A 19,746-nucleotide genomic window follows, 5' to 3' on the forward strand; every position below is an offset into this window, starting at 1 on the left:
TATCGGAAGACCAATGGCGACGCTGACAGAAGATGATGTGCTTGAGCAACTGGATGCACAGGACAATTTATTTTCATTTATGAAAACTGCGCATACCATTTTGCTCCAGGGGATACGCCAGTTTCTGCCGTCGCTGTTTGTCGATAACGATGAAGAGATCGTGGAATATGCAGTGAAGCCGTTACTCGCCCAAAGCGGCCCGCTTGACGATATTGATGTTGCACTGCGTTTGATTTATGCGTTGGGGAAAATGGATAAATGGTTGTACGCCGATATCACGCATTTTTCCCAGTTCTGGCATTACCTGAACGAACAGGATGAAACGCCCGGATTTGCCGATGACATGACCTGGGATTTTATCAGCAACGTCAATAGCATAACCCGCAATGCGATGCTCTATGACGCGTTAAAAGCGATGAAGTTCGCTGATTTCTCCGTCTGGTCAGAGGCGCGTTTTAGCGGAATGGTCAAAACGGCGCTGACGCTGGCAGTAACGACCACCTTAAAGGAATTAACGCCGTGAAAATTGAATTAACGGTGAATGGGCTGAAGATACAGGCACAGTACCAGAACGAAGAGATTGAAAATGTACATAAACCGTTGCTGCACATGTTGGCGGCCTTACAGACGGTAAATCCGCAGCGGCGTACGGTGGTTTTTCTTTGCGCTCCGCCGGGGACGGGTAAATCAACCCTAACCACCTTCTGGGAATATCTCGCGCAACAAGACCCGGAACTGCCCGCTATTCAGACGCTCCCGATGGATGGTTTTCACCATTACAATAGCTGGCTGGATGCGCATCAATTGCGCCCCTTCAAAGGCGCACCAGAGACATTTGACGTTGCGAAACTGACGGAAAATCTGCGCCAGGTCGTGGAAGGGGATTGTACGTGGCCGCAGTACGATCGACAAAAGCATGATCCTGTTGAAGATGCGTTGCACGTTACCGCACCACTCGTCATCGTCGAAGGAAACTGGTTGTTACTGGATGATGAAAAGTGGCTGGAGTTGGCATCTTTCTGCGATTTTTCTATTTTTATTCATGCACCTGCTCAAATTCTGCGGGAGCGCTTGATTAGTCGTAAAATTGCGGGAGGATTAACGCGGCAAGTAGCCGAAGCATTTTATGCCCGCACCGATGGCCCCAATGTCGAGCGTGTGCTGATGAATAGCCGTCAGGCCAATCTGATAGTAGAGATGACTGAAGAAGGCCGGTATCACTTCACAAGCTGACAATTTATTCCAGTTATTGTAGGGTTATTATTACGCCAGCCTGGAATAAAGCTTCCCACAAAAGGGGATAAAAGTGTGATGTGAGTCAGATAAATGTCTTCTTCGGCTGGACAAACATTCCTTTTATTCCACGTTTCGCTTATCCTAGCTGAAGCGTTTCAGTCGATTAAATGTTCGACAATTAACCAATCAGTCGCAGTTTGCGACAGGTAAGGTTTCCCCGGACGATTTGCTGGATTACTCTGTCTGGCAAATTTGCTCAGGGAAAACCTTGCAGGAGATCTATGACCGTACGCGTAGCGATAAATGGCTTCGGTCGCATCGGGCGTAATGTGGTTCGTGCTTTGTATGAATCCGGACGCCGGGCGGAAATTACCGTGGTGGCAATCAACGAACTGGCGGATGCTGCGGGCATGGCGCATTTGTTGAAATATGACACCAGCCATGGCCGTTTTGCATGGGAAGTACGACAGGAACGCGATCAACTTTTTGTTGGTGATGACGCCATCCGCGTATTGCATGAACGTTCACTGCAATCGCTCCCCTGGCGTGAACTTGGCGTTGATGTAGTCCTCGACTGCACCGGCGTATATGGCTCCCGCGAGCATGGCGAAGCGCATATTGCCGCCGGGGCCAAAAAAGTGCTCTTTTCACATCCTGGCAGTAACGATCTCGACGCGACCGTTGTTTACGGCGTCAATCAGGATCAACTTCGTGCGGAACACCGCATCGTTTCTAACGCTTCCTGTACCACGAATTGCATAATTCCCGTCATCAAATTGTTAGATGATGCGTACGGTATTGAGTCCGGCACTGTGACCACAATTCACTCCGCCATGCACGATCAACAGGTTATTGATGCATACCATCCTGACCTGCGTCGCACCCGGGCAGCCAGCCAGTCGATCATTCCGGTCGATACTAAACTGGCCGCCGGTATCACACGATTTTTTCCGCAATTTAACGATCGCTTTGAAGCGATTGCGGTACGTGTGCCAACCATAAATGTGACGGCAATCGATTTAAGCGTGACGGTGAAGAAACCTGTAAAAGCCAATGAAGTCAACCTGTTGCTGCAAAAAGCAGCACAAGGTGCATTTCATGGTATAGTTGACTATACGGAATTGCCGTTGGTCTCTGTAGATTTTAACCACGATCCGCACAGTGCCATTGTCGATGGCACCCAAACCCGGGTCAGTGGCGCACACCTGATCAAAACGTTGGTCTGGTGCGATAACGAATGGGGCTTTGCTAACCGAATGCTCGACACGACGTTAGCTATGGCTACTGTTGCTTTCAGGTAAGACGCAAGCAGCGTCTGCAAAACTTTTAGAATCAACGAGAGGATTCACCATGTCTGTAATTAAGATGACCGATCTGGATCTTGCTGGGAAACGTGTATTTATCCGTGCGGATCTGAACGTACCAGTAAAAGACGGGAAAGTAACCAGCGACGCGCGTATCCGTGCTTCTCTGCCGACCATCGAACTGGCCCTGAAACAAGGCGCAAAAGTGATGGTAACTTCCCACCTGGGTCGTCCTACCGAAGGCGAGTACAACGAAGAATTCTCTCTGCTGCCGGTTGTTAACTACCTGAAAGACAAACTGTCTAACCCGGTTCGTCTGGTTAAAGATTACCTCGACGGCGTTGACGTTGCTGAAGGTGAACTGGTTGTTCTGGAAAACGTTCGCTTCAACAAAGGCGAGAAGAAAGACGACGAAACCCTGTCCAAAAAATACGCTGCACTGTGTGACGTGTTCGTAATGGACGCATTCGGTACTGCTCACCGCGCGCAGGCTTCTACTCACGGTATCGGTAAATTCGCTGACGTTGCGTGCGCAGGCCCGCTGCTGGCAGCTGAACTGGACGCGCTGGGTAAAGCACTGAAAGAACCTGCTCGCCCGATGGTGGCTATCGTTGGTGGTTCTAAAGTATCTACCAAACTGACCGTTCTGGACTCCCTGTCTAAAATCGCTGACCAGCTGATTGTTGGTGGTGGTATCGCTAACACCTTTATCGCGGCACAAGGCCACGATGTGGGTAAATCCCTGTACGAAGCTGACCTGGTTGACGAAGCTAAACGTCTGCTGACCACCTGCAACATCCCGGTTCCGTCTGATGTTCGCGTAGCAACCGAGTTCTCTGAAACTGCACCGGCTACCCTGAAATCTGTTAACGATGTGAAAGCTGACGAGCAGATCCTGGATATCGGTGATGCTTCCGCTCAGGAACTGGCTGAAATCCTGAAGAATGCGAAAACCATTCTGTGGAACGGTCCGGTTGGCGTGTTCGAATTCCCGAACTTCCGCAAAGGTACTGAAATCGTGGCTAACGCTATCGCAGACAGCGAAGCGTTCTCCATCGCTGGCGGCGGCGACACTCTGGCAGCAATCGACCTGTTCGGCATTGCTGACAAAATCTCCTACATCTCCACTGGCGGCGGCGCATTCCTCGAATTCGTGGAAGGTAAAGTACTGCCTGCAGTAGCGATGCTCGAAGAGCGCGCTAAGAAGTAAAAAATCACAGGGCAGGGAAACCTGCCCTTGTTTCAGCGCGCTTTTAGAGCACGCAATTTTTCATACTCTAAATAATTCGAGTTGCAGGAAGGCGACAAGAGAGTGAATCCCCAGGAGCTTACATAAGTAAGTGACTGGGGTGAGCGAACGCAGACGCAGCACATGCAACTTGAAGTATGACGAGTATAAGGCCCGACGATACAGGACAAGAGACATGTCTAAGATTTTTGATTTCGTAAAACCTGGCGTAATCACTGGTGATGACGTACAGAAAGTTTTCCAGGTAGCAAAAGAAAACAACTTCGCACTGCCAGCAGTAAACTGCGTCGGTACTGACTCCATCAACGCCGTACTGGAAACCGCTGCTAAAGTTAAAGCGCCGGTTATCGTTCAGTTCTCCAACGGTGGTGCTTCCTTTATCGCTGGTAAAGGCGTGAAATCTGACGTTCCGCAGGGTGCTGCTATCCTGGGCGCGATCTCTGGTGCGCATCACGTTCACCAGATGGCTGAACATTATGGTGTTCCGGTTATCCTGCACACTGACCACTGCGCGAAGAAACTGCTGCCGTGGATCGACGGTCTGTTGGACGCGGGTGAAAAACACTTCGCAGCTACCGGTAAGCCGCTGTTCTCTTCTCACATGATCGACCTGTCTGAAGAATCTCTGCAAGAGAACATCGAAATCTGCTCTAAATACCTGGAGCGCATGTCCAAAATCGGCATGACTCTGGAAATCGAACTGGGTTGCACCGGTGGTGAAGAAGACGGCGTGGACAACAGCCACATGGACGCTTCTGCACTGTACACCCAGCCGGAAGACGTTGATTACGCATACACCGAACTGAGCAAAATCAGCCCGCGTTTCACCATCGCAGCGTCCTTCGGTAACGTACACGGTGTTTACAAGCCGGGTAACGTGGTTCTGACTCCGACCATCCTGCGTGATTCTCAGGAATATGTTTCCAAGAAACACAACCTGCCGCACAACAGCCTGAACTTCGTATTCCACGGTGGTTCCGGTTCTACTGCTCAGGAAATCAAAGACTCCGTAAGCTACGGCGTAGTAAAAATGAACATCGATACCGATACCCAATGGGCAACCTGGGAAGGCGTTCTGAACTACTACAAAGCGAACGAAGCTTATCTGCAGGGTCAGCTGGGTAACCCGAAAGGCGAAGATCAGCCGAACAAGAAATACTACGATCCGCGCGTATGGCTGCGTGCCGGTCAGACTTCGATGATCGCTCGTCTGGAGAAAGCATTCCAGGAACTGAACGCGATCGACGTTCTGTAAGATATTCCTTTCTGCTTATCTCAAGGCCCGCTCTGCGGGTCTTTTTTTCGCCAAAAGCAAAATTGCCTGATGCGCTACGCTTATCAGGCCTACACGTATCCTGCAATATATTGAATTTGCAGGTTTTTGTAGGCCGGATAAGGCGTTCACGCCGCATCCGGCATGACAAAGCGCACATTGATATCTGTCTGAGCCCCGCTCTGCGGGGATTTTTTCGCCAAAAGCAAGGTGATTCAGATGAGAAATCTGTGATCTATTTGGCAAAATTATGCTTTATTGTTTACCCTTGTCAGACTGCCCGTCATAAGGCGGCGGAGTGTATTTCTCCATTTTGAGTCAGTTGAAAAGGAATATTGAATGGAAGATTTGAATGTTGTCGATAGCATAAACGGCGCGGGAAGCTGGCTGGTAGCTAACCAGGCGCTGCTGCTAAGTTATGCAGTAAACATCGTGGCGGCACTCGCGATCATCATCGTTGGTTTGATTATCGCGCGGATGATTTCCAACGCGGTGAATCGCCTGATGATCTCCCGTAAAATCGATGCCACTGTTGCTGATTTTCTTTCTGCATTAGTCCGTTACGGTATTATCGCCTTTACGCTAATCGCTGCACTGGGACGCGTGGGTGTACAAACCGCGTCAGTCATTGCTGTACTCGGTGCCGCAGGCTTAGCTGTTGGTCTGGCTTTGCAGGGGTCACTGTCTAACCTGGCCGCTGGCGTGTTACTTGTCATGTTCCGCCCGTTCCGTGCCGGAGAATATGTTGACCTGGGCGGCGTAGCCGGTACTGTGCTGAGTGTGCAGATTTTCTCCACCACCATGCGTACTGCAGACGGTAAAATTATCGTTATTCCGAACGGTAAAATTATTGCCGGAAATATTATTAACTTCTCCCGCGAGCCAGTTCGCCGTAACGAATTTATTATTGGCGTGGCGTATGATTCCGATATCGATCAGGTTAAGCAGATCCTGACCAATATTATCCAGTCTGAAGATCGCATTTTGAAAGATCGCGAAATGACTGTGCGCCTGAACGAACTTGGTGCATCGTCGATTAATTTCGTGGTCCGCGTCTGGAGCAACAGCGGCGATCTGCAAAACGTGTACTGGGATGTGCTGGAGCGTATTAAACGTGAATTTGATGCCGCCGGTATCAGCTTCCCGTACCCGCAAATGGATGTGAACTTTAAGCGGGTGAAAGAAGACAAAGCTGCGTAATCAACGCTGAGGCCAGATAATACTCTCTGGCCTCTCTCTTATTAGTTTTTCTGATTGCCAATTAATATTATCAATTTCCGCTAATAACAATCCCGCGATATAGTCTCTGCATCAGATACTTAATTCGGAATATCCAACGTGTTTTCTTATTACTTTCAAGGTCTTGCACTTGGGGCGGCTATGATCCTACCGCTCGGTCCACAAAATGCTTTTGTGATGAATCAGGGCATACGTCGTCAGTACCACATTATGATTGCCTTACTTTGTGCTATCAGCGATTTGGTCCTGATTTGCGCCGGGATTTTTGGTGGCAGCGCGTTATTGATGCAGTCGCCGTGGTTGCTGGCGCTGGTCACCTGGGGCGGCGTAGCCTTCTTGCTGTGGTATGGTTTTGGCGCTTTTAAAACAGCAATGAGCAGTAATATTGAGTTAGCCAGCGCCGAAGTCATGAAGCAAGGCAGATGGAAAATTATCGCCACCATGTTGGCAGTGACCTGGCTGAATCCGCATGTTTACCTGGATACTTTTGTTGTACTGGGCAGCCTTGGCGGGCAACTTGATGTGGAACCAAAACGCTGGTTTGCACTCGGGACAATTAGCGCCTCTTTCCTGTGGTTCTTTGGTCTGGCTCTTCTCGCAGCCTGGCTGGCACCGCGTCTGCGCACGGCAAAAGCACAGCGCATTATCAATCTGGTTGTGGGATGTGTTATGTGGTTTATTGCCTTGCAGCTGGCGAGAGACGGTATTGCTCATGCACAAGCCTTGTTCAGTTAGGCGCTATCTGATGGAAAAATAAAACAGAGGCGCTAAGCTTGCCTCCAGAGGTCCTGAATTTTGGGCAAGTCAATTAACACGGAGAGACTAACGTGAAGTTCAAAGTTATCGCCCTGGCGGCATTAATGGGTATTAGCGGGATGGCAGCGCAGGCTAACGAATTGCCGGATGGACCGCATATTGTCACCTCCGGTACGGCAAGCGTGGATGCGGTGCCAGACATTGCCACTCTTGCGATTGAAGTTAACGTGGCCGCGAAGGATGCCGCTACTGCCAAGAAACAGGCAGATGAGCGCGTCGCACAATACATTTCCTTCCTTGAACTCAATCAGATCGCGAAAAAAGATATCAGCTCAGCGAACTTACGCACCCAGCCAGATTATGATTATCAGGATGGTAAAAGTATCCTTAAAGGCTACCGCGCTGTGAGAACGGTGGAAGTCACGCTCCGTCAGTTAGACAAACTGAATTCCTTGCTGGATGGCGCGCTGAAGGCGGGTCTTAACGAAATTCGTTCTGTGTCGCTGGGCGTGGCGCAGCCGGATGCCTATAAAGACAAAGCGCGTAAGGCAGCGATTGATAACGCGATTCATCAGGCGCAGGAACTGGCGAACGGCTTTCATCGTAAACTGGGGCCGGTATATAGCGTGCGCTACCATGTTTCCAACTATCAGCCCAGCCCAATGGTGCGGATGATGAAAGCCGATGCCGCGCCGGTGTCCGCCCAGGAAACTTACGAGCAGGCCGCTATTCAGTTTGATGATCAGGTCGATGTGGTCTTCCAGTTAGAACCTGTGGATCAACAACCCGCTAAAACACCTGCAGCACAATAATATTTGTAGCCCGACGTATTCGTCGGGCTAATGCCTTTACCCGATATTGCCTCCTTTTTCTGTAATTTTCTGTAAAACCATGACGTAATCACCTATCTTTGCTCGCGGTTTCATCAAGGATAGGCTGACTGAAACGGTTAAGCGGACAAGGATGCGGGGGAGGGGGATGGACATTTTTATTTCGAAAAAGATGCGCAATTTCATTTTATTAGCGCAAACCAATAATATTGCCCGGGCGGCAGAAAAAATCCATATGACGGCTTCGCCATTTGGTAAAAGCATTGCCGCGCTGGAAGAACAAATTGGCTATACGCTATTTACCCGCAAAGATAATAATATCAGCCTCAATAAAGCCGGACAGGAACTGTATCAAAAACTGTTCCCGGTTTATCAACGGCTTTCTGCGATTGATAATGAAATCCATAACTCAGGGCGTCGTTCACGAGAAATTGTGATTGGCATAGATAATACTTATCCGACAATTATTTTCGATCAGTTGATTAGTCTCGGAGATAAGTATGAAGGCGTGACCGCCCAGCCAGTTGAGTTCAGCGAAAATGGCGTTATCGATAATCTTTTTGACCGCCAGTTAGATTTTATTATCTCCCCACAGCATGTATCTGCACGAGTTCAGGAACTGGAAAACCTGACTATCAGTGAACTACCACCGCTGCGATTAGGCTTTCTCGTTTCTCGCCGTTATGAAGAGCGACAAGAGCAAGAGCTGCTTCAGGAGCTGCCCTGGCTACAAATGCGCTTTCAGAACCGGGCCAACTTCGAAGCAATGATTGATGCGAATATGCGACCTTGTGGGATCAATCCAACCATTATTTATCGTCCCTACAGTTTTATGGCCAAAATCAGCGCCGTGGAGCGCGGACATTTTCTGACGGTGATCCCGCATTTTGCCTGGCGACTGGTGAATCCGGCAACGCTGAAATATTTTGATGCACCGCACAGGCCGATGTATATGCAGGAATATCTTTATTCAATCAGAAATCATCGTTATACCGCCACGATGCTTCAGCATATTGCTGAAGATCGTGACGGGACGAGTCATTAACCCAGCATCGAGCCGGTTGCAATTAAATTACGGTGTAAGTCGAAGACGTGGCTAAGATCGTGGTGAATATGTCCGCCAGGCGCATTTTCCAGATAGCGATGCAGATAATCCCGATACATAGGATGTGCACAATTATCAATGATAGTGCGGGCGCGTTGAAGCGGGGAAAGACCGCGCAGATCGGCGATCCCTTGTTCGGTGATGATCACTTTGACGCTGTGTTCGCTGTGATCAACATGGCTGCACATTGGCACGACGGTTGAGATCTTGCCTTCTTTAGCAATCGACGGGGCCATAAAGATCGACAGATACGCGTTGCGTTCAAAATCACCGCTGCCGCCGATGCCGTTCATCAGATCGACCCCGGCTACGTGTGTTGAGTTGGCATGCCCGTAAATATCAAACTCCAGGCCGACGTTCAGAGCGATGACGCCCAGACGACGGATGATTTCCGGGTTATTGGAAATCTCCTGCGGACGCAACACAATGCGGCTGGCAAAGTAATCCATATTGTCGTAAATCTTGCGCAGGGAATCGGCCGAGATTGTCAGGCTGGAGGCGCTGGCCCCGCTGATTTTGCCGGTTTCCAGTAAATGCACCACCGATTCCTGTAGCACTTCCGAATACATCATAAACGGAGGAATTACCGGGTTTTCCCCCAGACGCGCCATTACCGCATTATTGATATTGCCCACGCCACTTTGCAGCGGCAGAAATTCCGGCGGAATACGCCCATGCGCCATTTCCTGCAATAAGAACGTGACCACGTTATCGGCAATCTGCTGGCACATGGGATTTTGCTTATCCAGCATATTACCGGCGTCGGGCAAGTTGGTTTCCACGACGGCGACAATCTTTTTCGGATCGATTTGCACATAGCGGGTACCGACGCGATCCATTGCATGGAAGATCGACACGCTATTGCGCCGCGGTGGCGCGCCAGGAATCACAATATCCGCCAGTTCTGCAACGCGCGGATCGTGATAGTGATTGAGTTCAATGATCACTTTCTTCGCCCGCAGCAGCCAGGTCGGCGCATTACCGATCCCGCTGGTTAACCAGACTCGACCATCCGGTGCCAGTGCCGATGCTTCAATGACGGCAACATCAATGTCGCCGAAGAAACCGTAATTGACCATTTGCGCCACTTCGCTCAAATGCAGGTCAACGAAACTCACCGCGCCCTGATTGATCTTTTTACGTAAACCGGACGATGTTTGATATGGCGCACGCCAGGAAACAGCATCGGCGTCAGAAAGTACATCGTCAGCGGCGGCGCTGATTGACGCACCCGTCAGAAGGCGAATTTGATACGGCTTTTTGGCCTCATGCTGTTCGTTAGCTCTGCGGGCAATCGCGGTGGGTAGGGCTTTCGGCGAACCCGCCGGGGTAAAGCCGCTAAATGCCACCATGTCGTTATGCTGGATAATTTCTGCCGCTTCATTGGCGGTCATCCTTGTCCACTGAGTTTCCATTTTTACTCCTTCGTTCGCAGGGATTAATGACCAACGAAATTAGGTTTACGTTTTTCGAGGAAAGCGTTCATCCCTTCCTGGTAATCTTCGCTGTCATACACCGCGCGGCGCATCCCCTGAATACGTTCAAATTCATCGGAGTTCATGGTGTGTGCTTCGCCCAGTACACGCAGCTCTTCTTTGATAACGGCAATGGCTAACGGCGCTTTCTCAGAGATGTGGTGCGCCATTTGTAAGGTGAAATCTTCCAGTTCTTCCACTTCCACAACATGGTTGAGGATGCCGACAGCCAGCGCGCGCTGGGCGGTGATTGGCGAAGCGGTAAAAATCAGCTCTTTGACAATGTGGAAGCCCGCGTCGCGGGTCAGGTTGTGAATGCCGACCAGGTTATACGGGACGCCGAGGTTTACAGGCGTCATTGAGAAGGTTGAGGTACTGGCGGCGATGATCAGATCGGAACTCATGATCATTTCAAATGCGCCACCCCAAACACTACCTTCCACCATCGAAATGATCGGTTTCGGGAATTTTTGGATCATGCGGGTGATTTGACGCAATGGATCATCATAGGAGAGCGGATCGCGACCGCCAGACGGCAGTTCGTGAATATCGTGACCTGCGGAGAAGACTTTGGATCCACTCGGTGCGCGCAAAATGATACAGCGAATTTCCGGCCGGTTGAGATCGCTTAACGCCTGCATAAGATCATCAATAAAGACTTTACTTAAGGCATTAAGTTTTCGGCCATAGTTAAACTCAATGACCGCCACTTTGTTGATAGTGACAACGTTAACATACTGATAAGACATAAAAATTCCTTTAATCAAAATATTGCGTCTGGATAAATTCACTGAGCTGCCGCAGGCCGGTGCGCGGTGAGAGCGTATTGTTTTTGACCGCTAAAAGCGTCTGGCGGTAATAGCGATCGAAATCTTCATTCGCGAACAGGTGATTCAGTACTTCTTCTTCGGTCTGCTTACGCAGCCATTCCACCGATTGTTGTTGCCGCACTTGTTGTAAACGACCACTGGCAGTTAGCGCGGTTTTGAAGTCGATGATGGCGTGCCAGATCTCATCGATTCCACGTTTTTCCAGTGCGCTACAAGTCAGAACCCGTGGCTGCCATTCGTCGTATTTACGTCGCAGAATATGCAGGGCACTCTCGTACATATGCCGGGCAATGGCGACATTGGTATGGTTATCGCCATCGTCTTTGTTGATAACGATCAGATCAGCCACTTCCATCAGCCCTTTTTTAATGCCCTGCAGATCATCGCCGCCACCGGCAATTTGCAACGAGATAAAACAGTCCACCATGCGGGCGACTTCTGTTTCCGACTGCCCGACGCCAACCGTTTCGACAATCACTACGTCATAACCCGCTGCTTCGCATAACAGCATTAATTCCCGCGCTCGCTGACTGGCACCGCCCAGATGACCGGAGGATGGTACCGGGCGAATAAACGCCGCTTCGGCACGCGCCAGGTCATTCATGCGGGTTTTATCCCCGAGAATGCTACCGCCAGTGACCGGGCTGCTGGGATCGACCGCAATAACCGCGACCTTTAATCCCTCTCGAATCAACAACATGCCAAAGGCCTCAAGAAAGGTACTTTTCCCCGCGCCGGGGGTGCCGGTAACGCCCAGTCGCAGGGTGTTACCGCAGTACGGCATAATGGCATCAAGCAGCTGCGTACTTAGTGCCTGATGACGCGGGTGACGGCTTTCCACCAGCGTCATGGCCTGGGCGAGTGTGGCACGCTCACCCTGACGTAAGCGGCGAATACTTTCTGCCAGCGTGGCTTCATTAATCATGATGCTGGCTTATCAGATTCAGTACGTCGCGCACACTGTCGAGCATAGGTGTACCTGGACCATAAATCGCCGCCACGCCGCGCTCTTGCAGGAAGGCGTAATCCTGCGGCGGAATGACGCCACCCGCGACCACGCAGATATCTTCGCGTCCCCATTTTTTCAGCGCTTCGACCAGTTCCGGGATCAGCGTTTTATGACCGGCAGCCAGTGAGGATGCGCCCACTACGTGAACGTCGTTTTCTACGGCCAGGCGGGCGATCTCTTCAGGTGTAGAGAACATCGGGCTTAAATCTACGTCGAAACCGAGATCGGAATAGGCGCTGGCGATCACTTTCGCGCCGCGATCGTGTCCATCCTGGCCCATCTTAGCGATCAGAATGCGCGGGCGACGACCATTGTCGGCAAGGAACTGCTCCGTTTGCGCAACAATGGCATCGAACTCGGAGGCCGATTTCTCAGACTGATGATAGCTTTGCGCAATCACGCCGGTAACACACTGGCTTGGCACCAGATAACGGTCGAAAGCGACTTCCAGCGCATCGGAAATTTCACCCAGGGTGGCGCGAACGCGAGCGGCATTAACAGCGGCAGCCAGCAGGTTTTCGTTATGCTGTGCGGCGTGAGTCAGGGCGTTCAACGCGGCGGTTACGGCGGCATCATCACGGGTGGCGCGAATGCGTTCCAGCGAAGCAATTTGCTCGTTACGCACCATCACGTTGTCGATCTCAAGTACATCGGTTTCGTCTTCGTGATCCAGTTTGTACTTGTTGACACCAACGATGACACGCTTGCCCTGGTCGATCAGCGACTGTTCGCGCGCTGAGGCCTCTTCGATCATTCGTTTTGGCAGACCTGCTTCGATCGCTTTCGCCATGCCACCGGCTTCGTCGATCTGTTGGATAATAGCTCTGGCTTGTTTGACGATTTGATCGGTCAGCGACTCAATGTAATAGGATCCGGCCAGTGGATCGACGGTGCGGCAGAGTTCTGATTCTTCCTGGATGATGATCTGGGTGTTGCGGGCAATGCGTGCTGAGAAATCGGTAGGCAAACCAAGCGCTTCGTCAAAGGCGTTGGTATGCAGTGACTGAGTACCGCCCAGCGTCGCAGCCAGCGCTTCAATGGTGGTGCGGATAACGTTGTTATACGGATCCTGTTCAGTCAGGCTCCAGCCTGAGGTCTGGCAGTGGGTACGCAGCGCCAGTGATTTCGGGTCCTGTGCGCCAAATCCACTGACCGCTTCGCTCCATAAATAACGTGCCGCACGCAACATGGCGACGTTCATAAACAGATCCATGCCGATGCCGAAGAAGAACGACAGGCGAGGAGCGAAGTCATCAATTTTCAGTCCGGCAGAGATTGCTGCTTTGATGTACTCAATCCCATCAGCGAGCGTAAATGCTACCTGCTGCACGCAGTTGGCACCCGCTTCACCCATGTGGTAACCGCTGATACTGATGGTATTAAATCGCGGCATGTTGCCGGAACACCAGGCGATGATGTCGGCGATAATGCGCATTGACGGTTTTGGTGGGTAAATATAGGTGTTGCGGCAGAGGTACTCTTTGAGAATATCGTTTTGAATGGTGCCGGTCAGTTTATCAGGTGTAACACCTTGCTCTTCTGCGGCGACGATATAAAACGCCAGTACTGGTAGCACTGCGCCATTCATGGTCATCGAAACCGACATTTTATCCAGCGGGATCTGGTCGAACAGGACTTTCATATCTTCCACGGTGTCGATAGCGACGCCCGCTTTGCCGACGTCGCCCGCCACGCGCGGGTTATCGGAGTCGTAGCCACGGTGGGTGGCAAGGTCAAACGCAACGGAAAGACCTTTTTGCCCGGCGGCCAGGTTACGGCGATAAAAAGCGTTGGACTCTTTTGCTGTTGAAAAACCAGCATACTGACGGATGGTCCACGGTTGGGCGGTATACATAGTGGCACGCGGGCCACGAACGTAGGGCGGCAAACCAGGAAGGGTACCTGTCACCTCCAGATTATCGAGATCGGCTTCGGTATACAGCGGCTTGATGGCGATCCCTTCCGCGGTTTGATGAACCAGCGAGTCGACAGTTTTCTCCCGACGGCTCAATTCCTTGTTGGCAAGCTGTTGCCACTCCTGCACGTTAGACATTATTTGCTCCGTAAAACGCAATCAAAATGAGGGTATTTGCGCCTACGGTGAGCTTTTTACGTGGGTTTGTCGCCAGCAAAAAAAATGCATTCAGACGTCGTTTTTTGCCGCCTGAGATTTGTCTATTTTGTGATGTGATTCAAGGAATACAAAAAGAAGTGAGGACAACGCCTGATATGTGCTATCAGGCATTATTTGATGGATTAATCCTGACGAAGGACTTTGTGACCATAATCGAGTAACGCATCAGTGACTTTACGCATCATGCGGCTTTCAGGAGCAAAGCGGTGCCAGTAGAGCATCCGTCGTTGAAATAGCCCAGGCGTTAAGTCAATCAGTTCACCGCTGGCCAGCTCTTTCTCGATTTGCAGGTGCGGGATCATACAGCAGGTGGTGCCCTGGCGAGCAAGTTGTACGAACGCTTCTGAAGAATTAACGATATGGCAGGGCACGCTGCCTGGAGGCAGATCGAAGTTTTGCTGCAAAAAGGCCTGGTGCATATCGTCAAGATGGTCAAACGCGACCACTGGCGCTTTCAGTAATGCCGAACGCGTTACGCCGTTAGGGAAATATTTTTCGGCAAAGGGTTTTGAGCTGACGAACAGATAGTCGAGCGCACCAAGTTTATCGACAAGACAACTCGGCAGCGCCTGATGTTGAATACTCACCGCGCCGACCACTTCGCCGCGGCGCAGACGTTCCTGAGTGCGGGTTTCATCTTCTACCTGCAAGTTGAGGCGGATAGGCGAATCAGCCAACACAGGAGCCAGTGCAGGAAGCAACCACGTCGCCAGACTGTCGGCGTTGACCGCCAGTGAAAGCAGCAGCGGAGTCGAACCGGTTTGTTCATCGCCCAGCCACTCTTCTTCCAGCAACTCCACCTGGCGCAGCAGTGCCAGCAGTTTTTGCCCTTGTTCCGTCGGGCGCGGCGGTACGGTACGCACCAACAGCGGCTGCCCGAACATATTTTCCAGTTGCTTAATGCGCTGTGAGACGGCTGATTGTGTAATGCACAGCTTTTGTGCCGCGCGCTCAAATCCTCGTTCACGTATCACCGCATCCAGTGCCTGTAATGTTCTGTAGTCCGGGCGTTTCATTGCTGTTGTCTGCTCCTGGTAAATGCTTTTTCCTGCACTATGACACAATTTTGTGTCAGGTTGCATATACCGAAGCCGTCGGCGGGTAACATTTGTATCCGTGGTTAAAAGCGCAGCTTAAAAGATCAGGGATTTGCGCTAATGCATTTCGCTCAGCGAGTTCGCGCCCTGGTTGTGTTGAATGGCGTGGCGTTATTGCCTCAATTTGCCTGTAAACAGGGGCTTGCGAACGGTGAACTGGTGCGCCTGTTTGCACCGTGGAGCGGCATACCCAGACCGTTGTATGCTTTATTTGCGGGGCGAAAGGGGATGCCTGCCATTGCGCGATATTTTATGGATGAGTTAACCACGCGGCTTGCCAACGGGGTCTGAATCGCTTTTTTTGTATATAATGCGTGTGAAATTTCATACCACAGGCGAAACGATCATGACGCAGGATGAATTGAAAAAAGCAGTAGGATGGGCGGCACTTCAGTATGTTCAGCCCGGCACCATTGTTGGTGTAGGTACAGGTTCCACCGCCGCACACTTTATTGACGCGCTCGGTACAATGAAAGGCCAGATTGAAGGGGCCGTTTCCAGTTCAGATGCTTCCACTGAAAAACTGAAAAGCCTCGGCATTCACGTTTTTGATCTCAACGAAGTCGACAGCCTTGGCATCTACGTTGATGGCGCAGATGAAATCAACGGCCACATGCAAATGATCAAAGGCGGCGGCGCGGCGCTGACCCGTGAAAAAATCATTGCTTCGGTTGCAGAAAAATTTATCTGTATTGCAGACGCTTCCAAGCAGGTTGATATTCTGGGTAAATTCCCGCTGCCAGTAGAAGTTATCCCGATGGCACGTAGTGCAGTGGCGCGTCAGCTGGTGAAACTGGGCGGTCGTCCGGAATACCGTCAGGGCGTGGTGACCGATAATGGCAACGTGATCCTCGACGTCCACGGCATGGAAATCCTTGACCCGATAGCGATGGAAAACGCCATAAATGCGATTCCTGGCGTGGTGACTGTTGGCTTGTTTGCTAACCGTGGCGCGGACGTTGCGCTGATTGGCACACCTGACGGTGTCAAAACCATTGTGAAATGATCTGACGGGGGAACCTCCCCCGTTAAAAAAATTCTCTTCATTAAATTTGGTGACATGTGTCACGCTTTTACCAGGCAATTGTCGATTGCTCTAAATAAATCCTCTAAACCAGCATATTCATCCAAGAATTACCTTTGCGTGATATTTCCTCAACATCGCGACGCAAACGTTCATATTGCCGCAATATTATTTTTTGATATGTTGAAAGGCGGATGCAAATCCGCACACAACATTTCAAAAGACAGGATTGGGTAAATGGCAAAGGTATCGCTGGAGAAAGACAAGATTAAGTTTCTGCTGGTAGAAGGCGTGCACCAAAAGGCGCTGGAAAGCCTTCGTGCAGCTGGTTACACCAACATCGAATTTCACAAAGGCGCGCTGGATGATGAACAATTAAAAGAATCCATCCGCGATGCCCACTTCATCGGCCTGCGATCCCGTACCCATCTGACTGAAGACGTGATCAACGCCGCAGAAAAACTGGTCGCTATTGGCTGTTTCTGTATCGGAACAAACCAGGTTGATCTGGATGCGGCGGCAAAGCGCGGGATCCCGGTATTTAACGCACCGTTCTCAAATACGCGCTCTGTTGCGGAGCTGGTGATTGGCGAACTGCTGCTGCTATTGCGCGGCGTGCCGGAAGCCAATGCTAAAGCGCACCGTGGCGTGTGGAACAAACTGGCGGCGGGTTCTTTTGAAGCGCGCGGCAAAAAGCTGGGTATCATCGGCTACGGTCATATTGGTACGCAATTGGGCATTCTGGCTGAATCGCTGGGAATGTATGTTTACTTTTATGATATTGAAAATAAACTGCCGCTGGGCAACGCCACTCAGGTACAGCATCTTTCTGACCTGCTGAATATGAGCGATGTGGTGAGTCTGCATGTACCAGAGAATCCGTCCACCAAAAATATGATGGGCGCGAAAGAAATTTCACTAATGAAGCCCGGCTCGCTGCTGATTAATGCTTCGCGCGGTACTGTGGTGGATATTCCGGCGCTGTGTGATGCGCTGGCGAGCAAACATCTGGCGGGGGCGGCAATCGACGTATTCCCGACGGAACCGGCGACCAATAGCGATCCATTTACCTCTCCGCTGTGTGAATTCGACAACGTCCTTCTGACGCCACACATTGGCGGTTCGACTCAGGAAGCGCAGGAGAATATCGGCCTGGAAGTTGCGGGTAAATTGATCAAGTATTCTGACAATGGCTCAACGCTCTCTGCGGTGAACTTCCCGGAAGTCTCGCTGCCACTGCACGGTGGGCGTCGTCTGATGCACATCCACGAAAACCGTCCGGGCGTGCTAACTGCGCTGAACAAAATCTTCGCCGAGCAGGGCGTCAACATCGCCGCGCAATATCTGCAAACTTCCGCCCAGATGGGTTATGTGGTTATTGATATTGAAGCCGACGAAGACGTTGCCGAAAAAGCGCTGCAGGCAATGAAAGCTATTCCGGGTACCATTCGCGCCCGTCTGCTGTACTAATTCCCCTTCTCTGAAAATCAACGGGCAGGTCACTGACTTGCCCGTTTTTTTATCCCTTCTCCACACCGTTGCCGCGTTGCGCATTCTACTTTGCGAGTCTGCTCCAGAAAATAAATCAAAGTCAGATCAATGCGTTGTGTTTATTTAATGGGGATTTACGATGGCAGGGCAGCATGGGGCTGTAACGGTAAAGCCCTCACCGAAGCGAGGGCTTGAAGGAGAAGGGTTATGATGCGACTTGTCATCATACTGATTGTACTGTTACTCATAAGTTTCAGCGCTTATTAACAGTCAGTCTCAGGGGAGGAGCAATCCTCCCTTACCCTTACTCACTAAATTAGGTCAAAGAATCAACGATGTCAATCAGGGCGATGCGGGTGTATCGCCCTTACCACTCCCAGACTTTCGACGGTGTAACCACCGCAGGAAGAGGGATATCCCACTCTTCAACGGGGAGTTTTTCCACCAACTGACAATCATGCGCATAACCCACCGGTTGCGTTTTATAGTGCTGCCAGTTTTGTAAGGTCCGATCATAAAAACCACCGCCCATTCCCAGGCGCTGACCGTACTCATCAAAGGCGACCAGCGGTGTGATCAGCACGTCTAATCGGGAAAGGGGTAGCACGTCACGCACATCCAATTTTGGCTCATGGATCTTCAACCTGTTCATCACCAGTTCGCTTTGCGGATGGTAATTCAGGAACAGCAAATTACCGGCACTAAAGGGATGCAAAACTGGAAGATATACGCGCTTACCGGCGCGCCAGAGTTGTTCTATGAGTGGCTGGGTGTCGAGTTCGCCATCAAAAGAGAGGAATACAGCGACCGTATGTGCCATCACCACCGGGGGATAAGTCATCATCCGGGTAGCGGCTTGTTGACCCATTTCCTGCTGTTGTTCCGGCGTTAACGCACGACGACGTTGCCGAATCATTTTGCGGATTTCTTGTCGGGATAATGTCAGTGGGAGTTCTGGTAGTTGCGTCATGGCTGGTGCCAGATAAGAAGGGAATCTCCGAGATGCCGCCGCAGGCTGTAACCCTTGAACCCTTGGTTCAAGGTGAATGTGTCGTCGCAGTTTTAAGGCTTCTCGGACGGACCGAGCATGCTCACCAACCGCGGAGCGCCACATTCTTGTGGTATGAAATATCGGCTCAGGGGACTGGCCCGCTTGCGAACATCTCAGAGAAATTTTGTCTTCACGGTTACTCTACCACAGTAAACCGAAAAGTGTCATTCAAAGTTTTGGTTAGTTTTTTCGGTGATGCGACCTTGTTCAAGTAACGCTTGTTCTATGGTCTGCTGCAGCATCCGAATACGCTGTTCCATACTTGCCGCGTAGTCACGAGTCTTTGCTTTTTCTTGCGCTAACTCATAGCTGATATTCAATGCGGCAATGAAGACCAACTGTTCAGTATTTGTGACTCTAGTGCGTTCTTTCAGATCTTGCAACCGTTGGTTCAGATCGTCCGCTGCCTGATTCAACGCATCCCTTTGGTCAGGCGGGCAGTTCACACGCAGTGAACGGCCAAAAATTTGGATATCGACGGGTTGTGCAGACATGCCACCTTCCTGCTGATTGACTGCGCTGCCTTCGTCTTTAGACCCATGGTCTGCGAAGGGGCGACACTATAGCTACCCTGATGAGAAGAGACAAGCCCTTTTCTGGTCCACCAGGGCCCAAAGTGGTAGCATATCATGAATATTCCTCC

Annotated in this window: 20 protein-coding genes and 1 other RNA gene; 13 read left to right on the top strand and 8 right to left on the bottom strand. The window is 50.9% G+C overall.

Annotation, left to right across the window (positions count from 1 at the left end; all coding sequences use genetic code 11):
* The first annotated feature begins 13 nt into the window (after window positions 1-13).
* The 9 genes from fumE (at window position 14) to KXD89_RS03965 (ending at window position 8,932) form a co-directional block, all read left to right on the top strand.
* A complete protein-coding gene (fumE, locus tag KXD89_RS03925) occupies window positions 14-523 on the top strand; it encodes a fumarase E (RefSeq protein WP_000224147.1) in 510 nt (169 codons plus the stop codon).
* Window positions 520-1,233, top strand: a complete 714-nt coding sequence (locus tag KXD89_RS03930; protein ID WP_000687705.1) for a nucleoside/nucleotide kinase family protein — start codon at window positions 520-522, stop codon at window positions 1,231-1,233. The genes fumE and KXD89_RS03930 overlap by 4 nt, the downstream gene beginning before the upstream one ends.
* Before the next feature lie 284 nt (window positions 1,234-1,517).
* Entirely contained in the window at window positions 1,518-2,537 is a 1,020-nt protein-coding gene (gene epd, locus KXD89_RS03935; protein ID WP_000218480.1) for an erythrose-4-phosphate dehydrogenase, read from the top strand.
* 49 nt (window positions 2,538-2,586) lie between these two features.
* Window positions 2,587-3,750, top strand: coding sequence for a phosphoglycerate kinase (pgk, locus tag KXD89_RS03940; RefSeq protein WP_000111269.1), 1,164 nt, complete (start codon window positions 2,587-2,589; stop codon window positions 3,748-3,750).
* 214 nt (window positions 3,751-3,964) lie between these two features.
* The gene (fbaA, locus tag KXD89_RS03945; protein WP_000034372.1) at window positions 3,965-5,044 is read left to right on the top strand and encodes a class II fructose-bisphosphate aldolase; all 1,080 of its coding nucleotides are present in this window, start codon (window positions 3,965-3,967) and stop codon (window positions 5,042-5,044) included.
* A gap of 357 nt (window positions 5,045-5,401) precedes the next feature.
* Window positions 5,402-6,262: a small-conductance mechanosensitive channel MscS gene (gene mscS / locus KXD89_RS03950; RefSeq protein ID WP_000389818.1), complete on the top strand. Its 861-nt coding sequence runs from the start codon at window positions 5,402-5,404 to the stop codon at window positions 6,260-6,262.
* 138 nt (window positions 6,263-6,400) lie between these two features.
* A complete protein-coding gene (gene argO / locus KXD89_RS03955) occupies window positions 6,401-7,036 on the top strand; it encodes an arginine exporter ArgO (protein ID WP_000493352.1) in 636 nt (211 codons plus the stop codon).
* 92 nt (window positions 7,037-7,128) lie between these two features.
* Window positions 7,129-7,869, top strand: a complete 741-nt coding sequence (locus KXD89_RS03960) for an oxidative stress defense protein (RefSeq protein WP_000669834.1) — start codon at window positions 7,129-7,131, stop codon at window positions 7,867-7,869.
* A gap of 166 nt (window positions 7,870-8,035) precedes the next feature.
* The gene (locus KXD89_RS03965) at window positions 8,036-8,932 is read left to right on the top strand and encodes a LysR family transcriptional regulator (protein ID WP_000350807.1); all 897 of its coding nucleotides are present in this window, start codon (window positions 8,036-8,038) and stop codon (window positions 8,930-8,932) included.
* Here the strand turns inward: KXD89_RS03965 and scpC are convergent.
* The 5 genes from scpC to argP all read right to left on the bottom strand — a co-directional run bounded on the left by scpC (window position 8,929) and on the right by argP (window position 15,456).
* Window positions 8,929-10,407, bottom strand: a complete 1,479-nt coding sequence (gene scpC, locus KXD89_RS03970) for a propionyl-CoA:succinate CoA transferase (protein ID WP_000449965.1) — start codon at window positions 10,405-10,407, stop codon at window positions 8,929-8,931. The genes KXD89_RS03965 and scpC overlap by 4 nt on opposite strands.
* A 23-nt stretch (window positions 10,408-10,430) precedes the next feature.
* Complete coding sequence (gene scpB / locus KXD89_RS03975; RefSeq protein ID WP_000122080.1) at window positions 10,431-11,216, bottom strand: methylmalonyl-CoA decarboxylase; 786 nt, start codon at window positions 11,214-11,216, stop codon at window positions 10,431-10,433.
* Window positions 11,217-11,226: 10 nt separating this feature from the next.
* The gene (meaB, locus tag KXD89_RS03980; protein ID WP_000606525.1) at window positions 11,227-12,222 is read right to left on the bottom strand and encodes a methylmalonyl Co-A mutase-associated GTPase MeaB; all 996 of its coding nucleotides are present in this window, start codon (window positions 12,220-12,222) and stop codon (window positions 11,227-11,229) included.
* Complete coding sequence (scpA, locus tag KXD89_RS03985; protein ID WP_000073223.1) at window positions 12,215-14,359, bottom strand: methylmalonyl-CoA mutase; 2,145 nt, start codon at window positions 14,357-14,359, stop codon at window positions 12,215-12,217. Before scpA ends, meaB begins: the two co-directional genes overlap by 8 nt.
* A gap of 203 nt (window positions 14,360-14,562) precedes the next feature.
* Window positions 14,563-15,456, bottom strand: coding sequence for a DNA-binding transcriptional regulator ArgP (argP, locus tag KXD89_RS03990; RefSeq protein ID WP_000828351.1), 894 nt, complete (start codon window positions 15,454-15,456; stop codon window positions 14,563-14,565).
* Between the two features lie 141 nt (window positions 15,457-15,597).
* On the opposite strand from argP, the gene KXD89_RS03995 reads away from it, so the two are divergent.
* The 4 genes from KXD89_RS03995 to ibsC all read left to right on the top strand — a co-directional run bounded on the left by KXD89_RS03995 (window position 15,598) and on the right by ibsC (window position 18,319).
* Window positions 15,598-15,828 carry a LysR substrate-binding domain-containing protein gene (locus tag KXD89_RS03995; protein ID WP_000545308.1) on the top strand — a complete coding sequence of 77 codons (231 nt, stop codon included), beginning with the start codon at window positions 15,598-15,600 and terminating at the stop codon, window positions 15,826-15,828.
* Window positions 15,829-15,883: 55 nt separating this feature from the next.
* On the top strand, window positions 15,884-16,543 hold the full coding sequence (rpiA, locus tag KXD89_RS04000) for a ribose-5-phosphate isomerase RpiA (protein ID WP_000189743.1): 660 nt from the start codon (window positions 15,884-15,886) through the stop codon (window positions 16,541-16,543).
* Between the two features lie 255 nt (window positions 16,544-16,798).
* Window positions 16,799-18,031: a phosphoglycerate dehydrogenase gene (gene serA / locus KXD89_RS04005; RefSeq protein WP_001151604.1), complete on the top strand. Its 1,233-nt coding sequence runs from the start codon at window positions 16,799-16,801 to the stop codon at window positions 18,029-18,031.
* A 228-nt stretch (window positions 18,032-18,259) separates the two neighbouring features.
* Window positions 18,260-18,319: a type I toxin-antitoxin system toxin IbsC gene (gene ibsC, locus KXD89_RS04010; protein WP_010723220.1), complete on the top strand. Its 60-nt coding sequence runs from the start codon at window positions 18,260-18,262 to the stop codon at window positions 18,317-18,319.
* 100 nt (window positions 18,320-18,419) lie between these two features.
* Here the strand turns inward: ibsC and KXD89_RS04015 are convergent, their stop codons facing one another.
* The 3 genes from KXD89_RS04015 to zapA all read right to left on the bottom strand — a co-directional run bounded on the left by KXD89_RS04015 (window position 18,420) and on the right by zapA (window position 19,597).
* Window positions 18,420-19,022: a 5-formyltetrahydrofolate cyclo-ligase gene (locus KXD89_RS04015; RefSeq protein ID WP_000192748.1), complete on the bottom strand. Its 603-nt coding sequence runs from the start codon at window positions 19,020-19,022 to the stop codon at window positions 18,420-18,422.
* 20 nt (window positions 19,023-19,042) lie between these two features.
* A non-coding RNA gene (ssrS, locus tag KXD89_RS04020) (6S RNA) lies at window positions 19,043-19,226 on the bottom strand.
* A gap of 41 nt (window positions 19,227-19,267) precedes the next feature.
* Complete coding sequence (zapA, locus tag KXD89_RS04025) at window positions 19,268-19,597, bottom strand: cell division protein ZapA (protein ID WP_001276008.1); 330 nt, start codon at window positions 19,595-19,597, stop codon at window positions 19,268-19,270.
* Window positions 19,598-19,746 lie beyond the last annotated feature (149 nt).

The sequence above is a fragment of the Escherichia sp. TC-EC600-tetX4 genome (assembly GCF_019356055.1).
Lineage (GTDB): Bacteria > Pseudomonadota > Gammaproteobacteria > Enterobacterales > Enterobacteriaceae.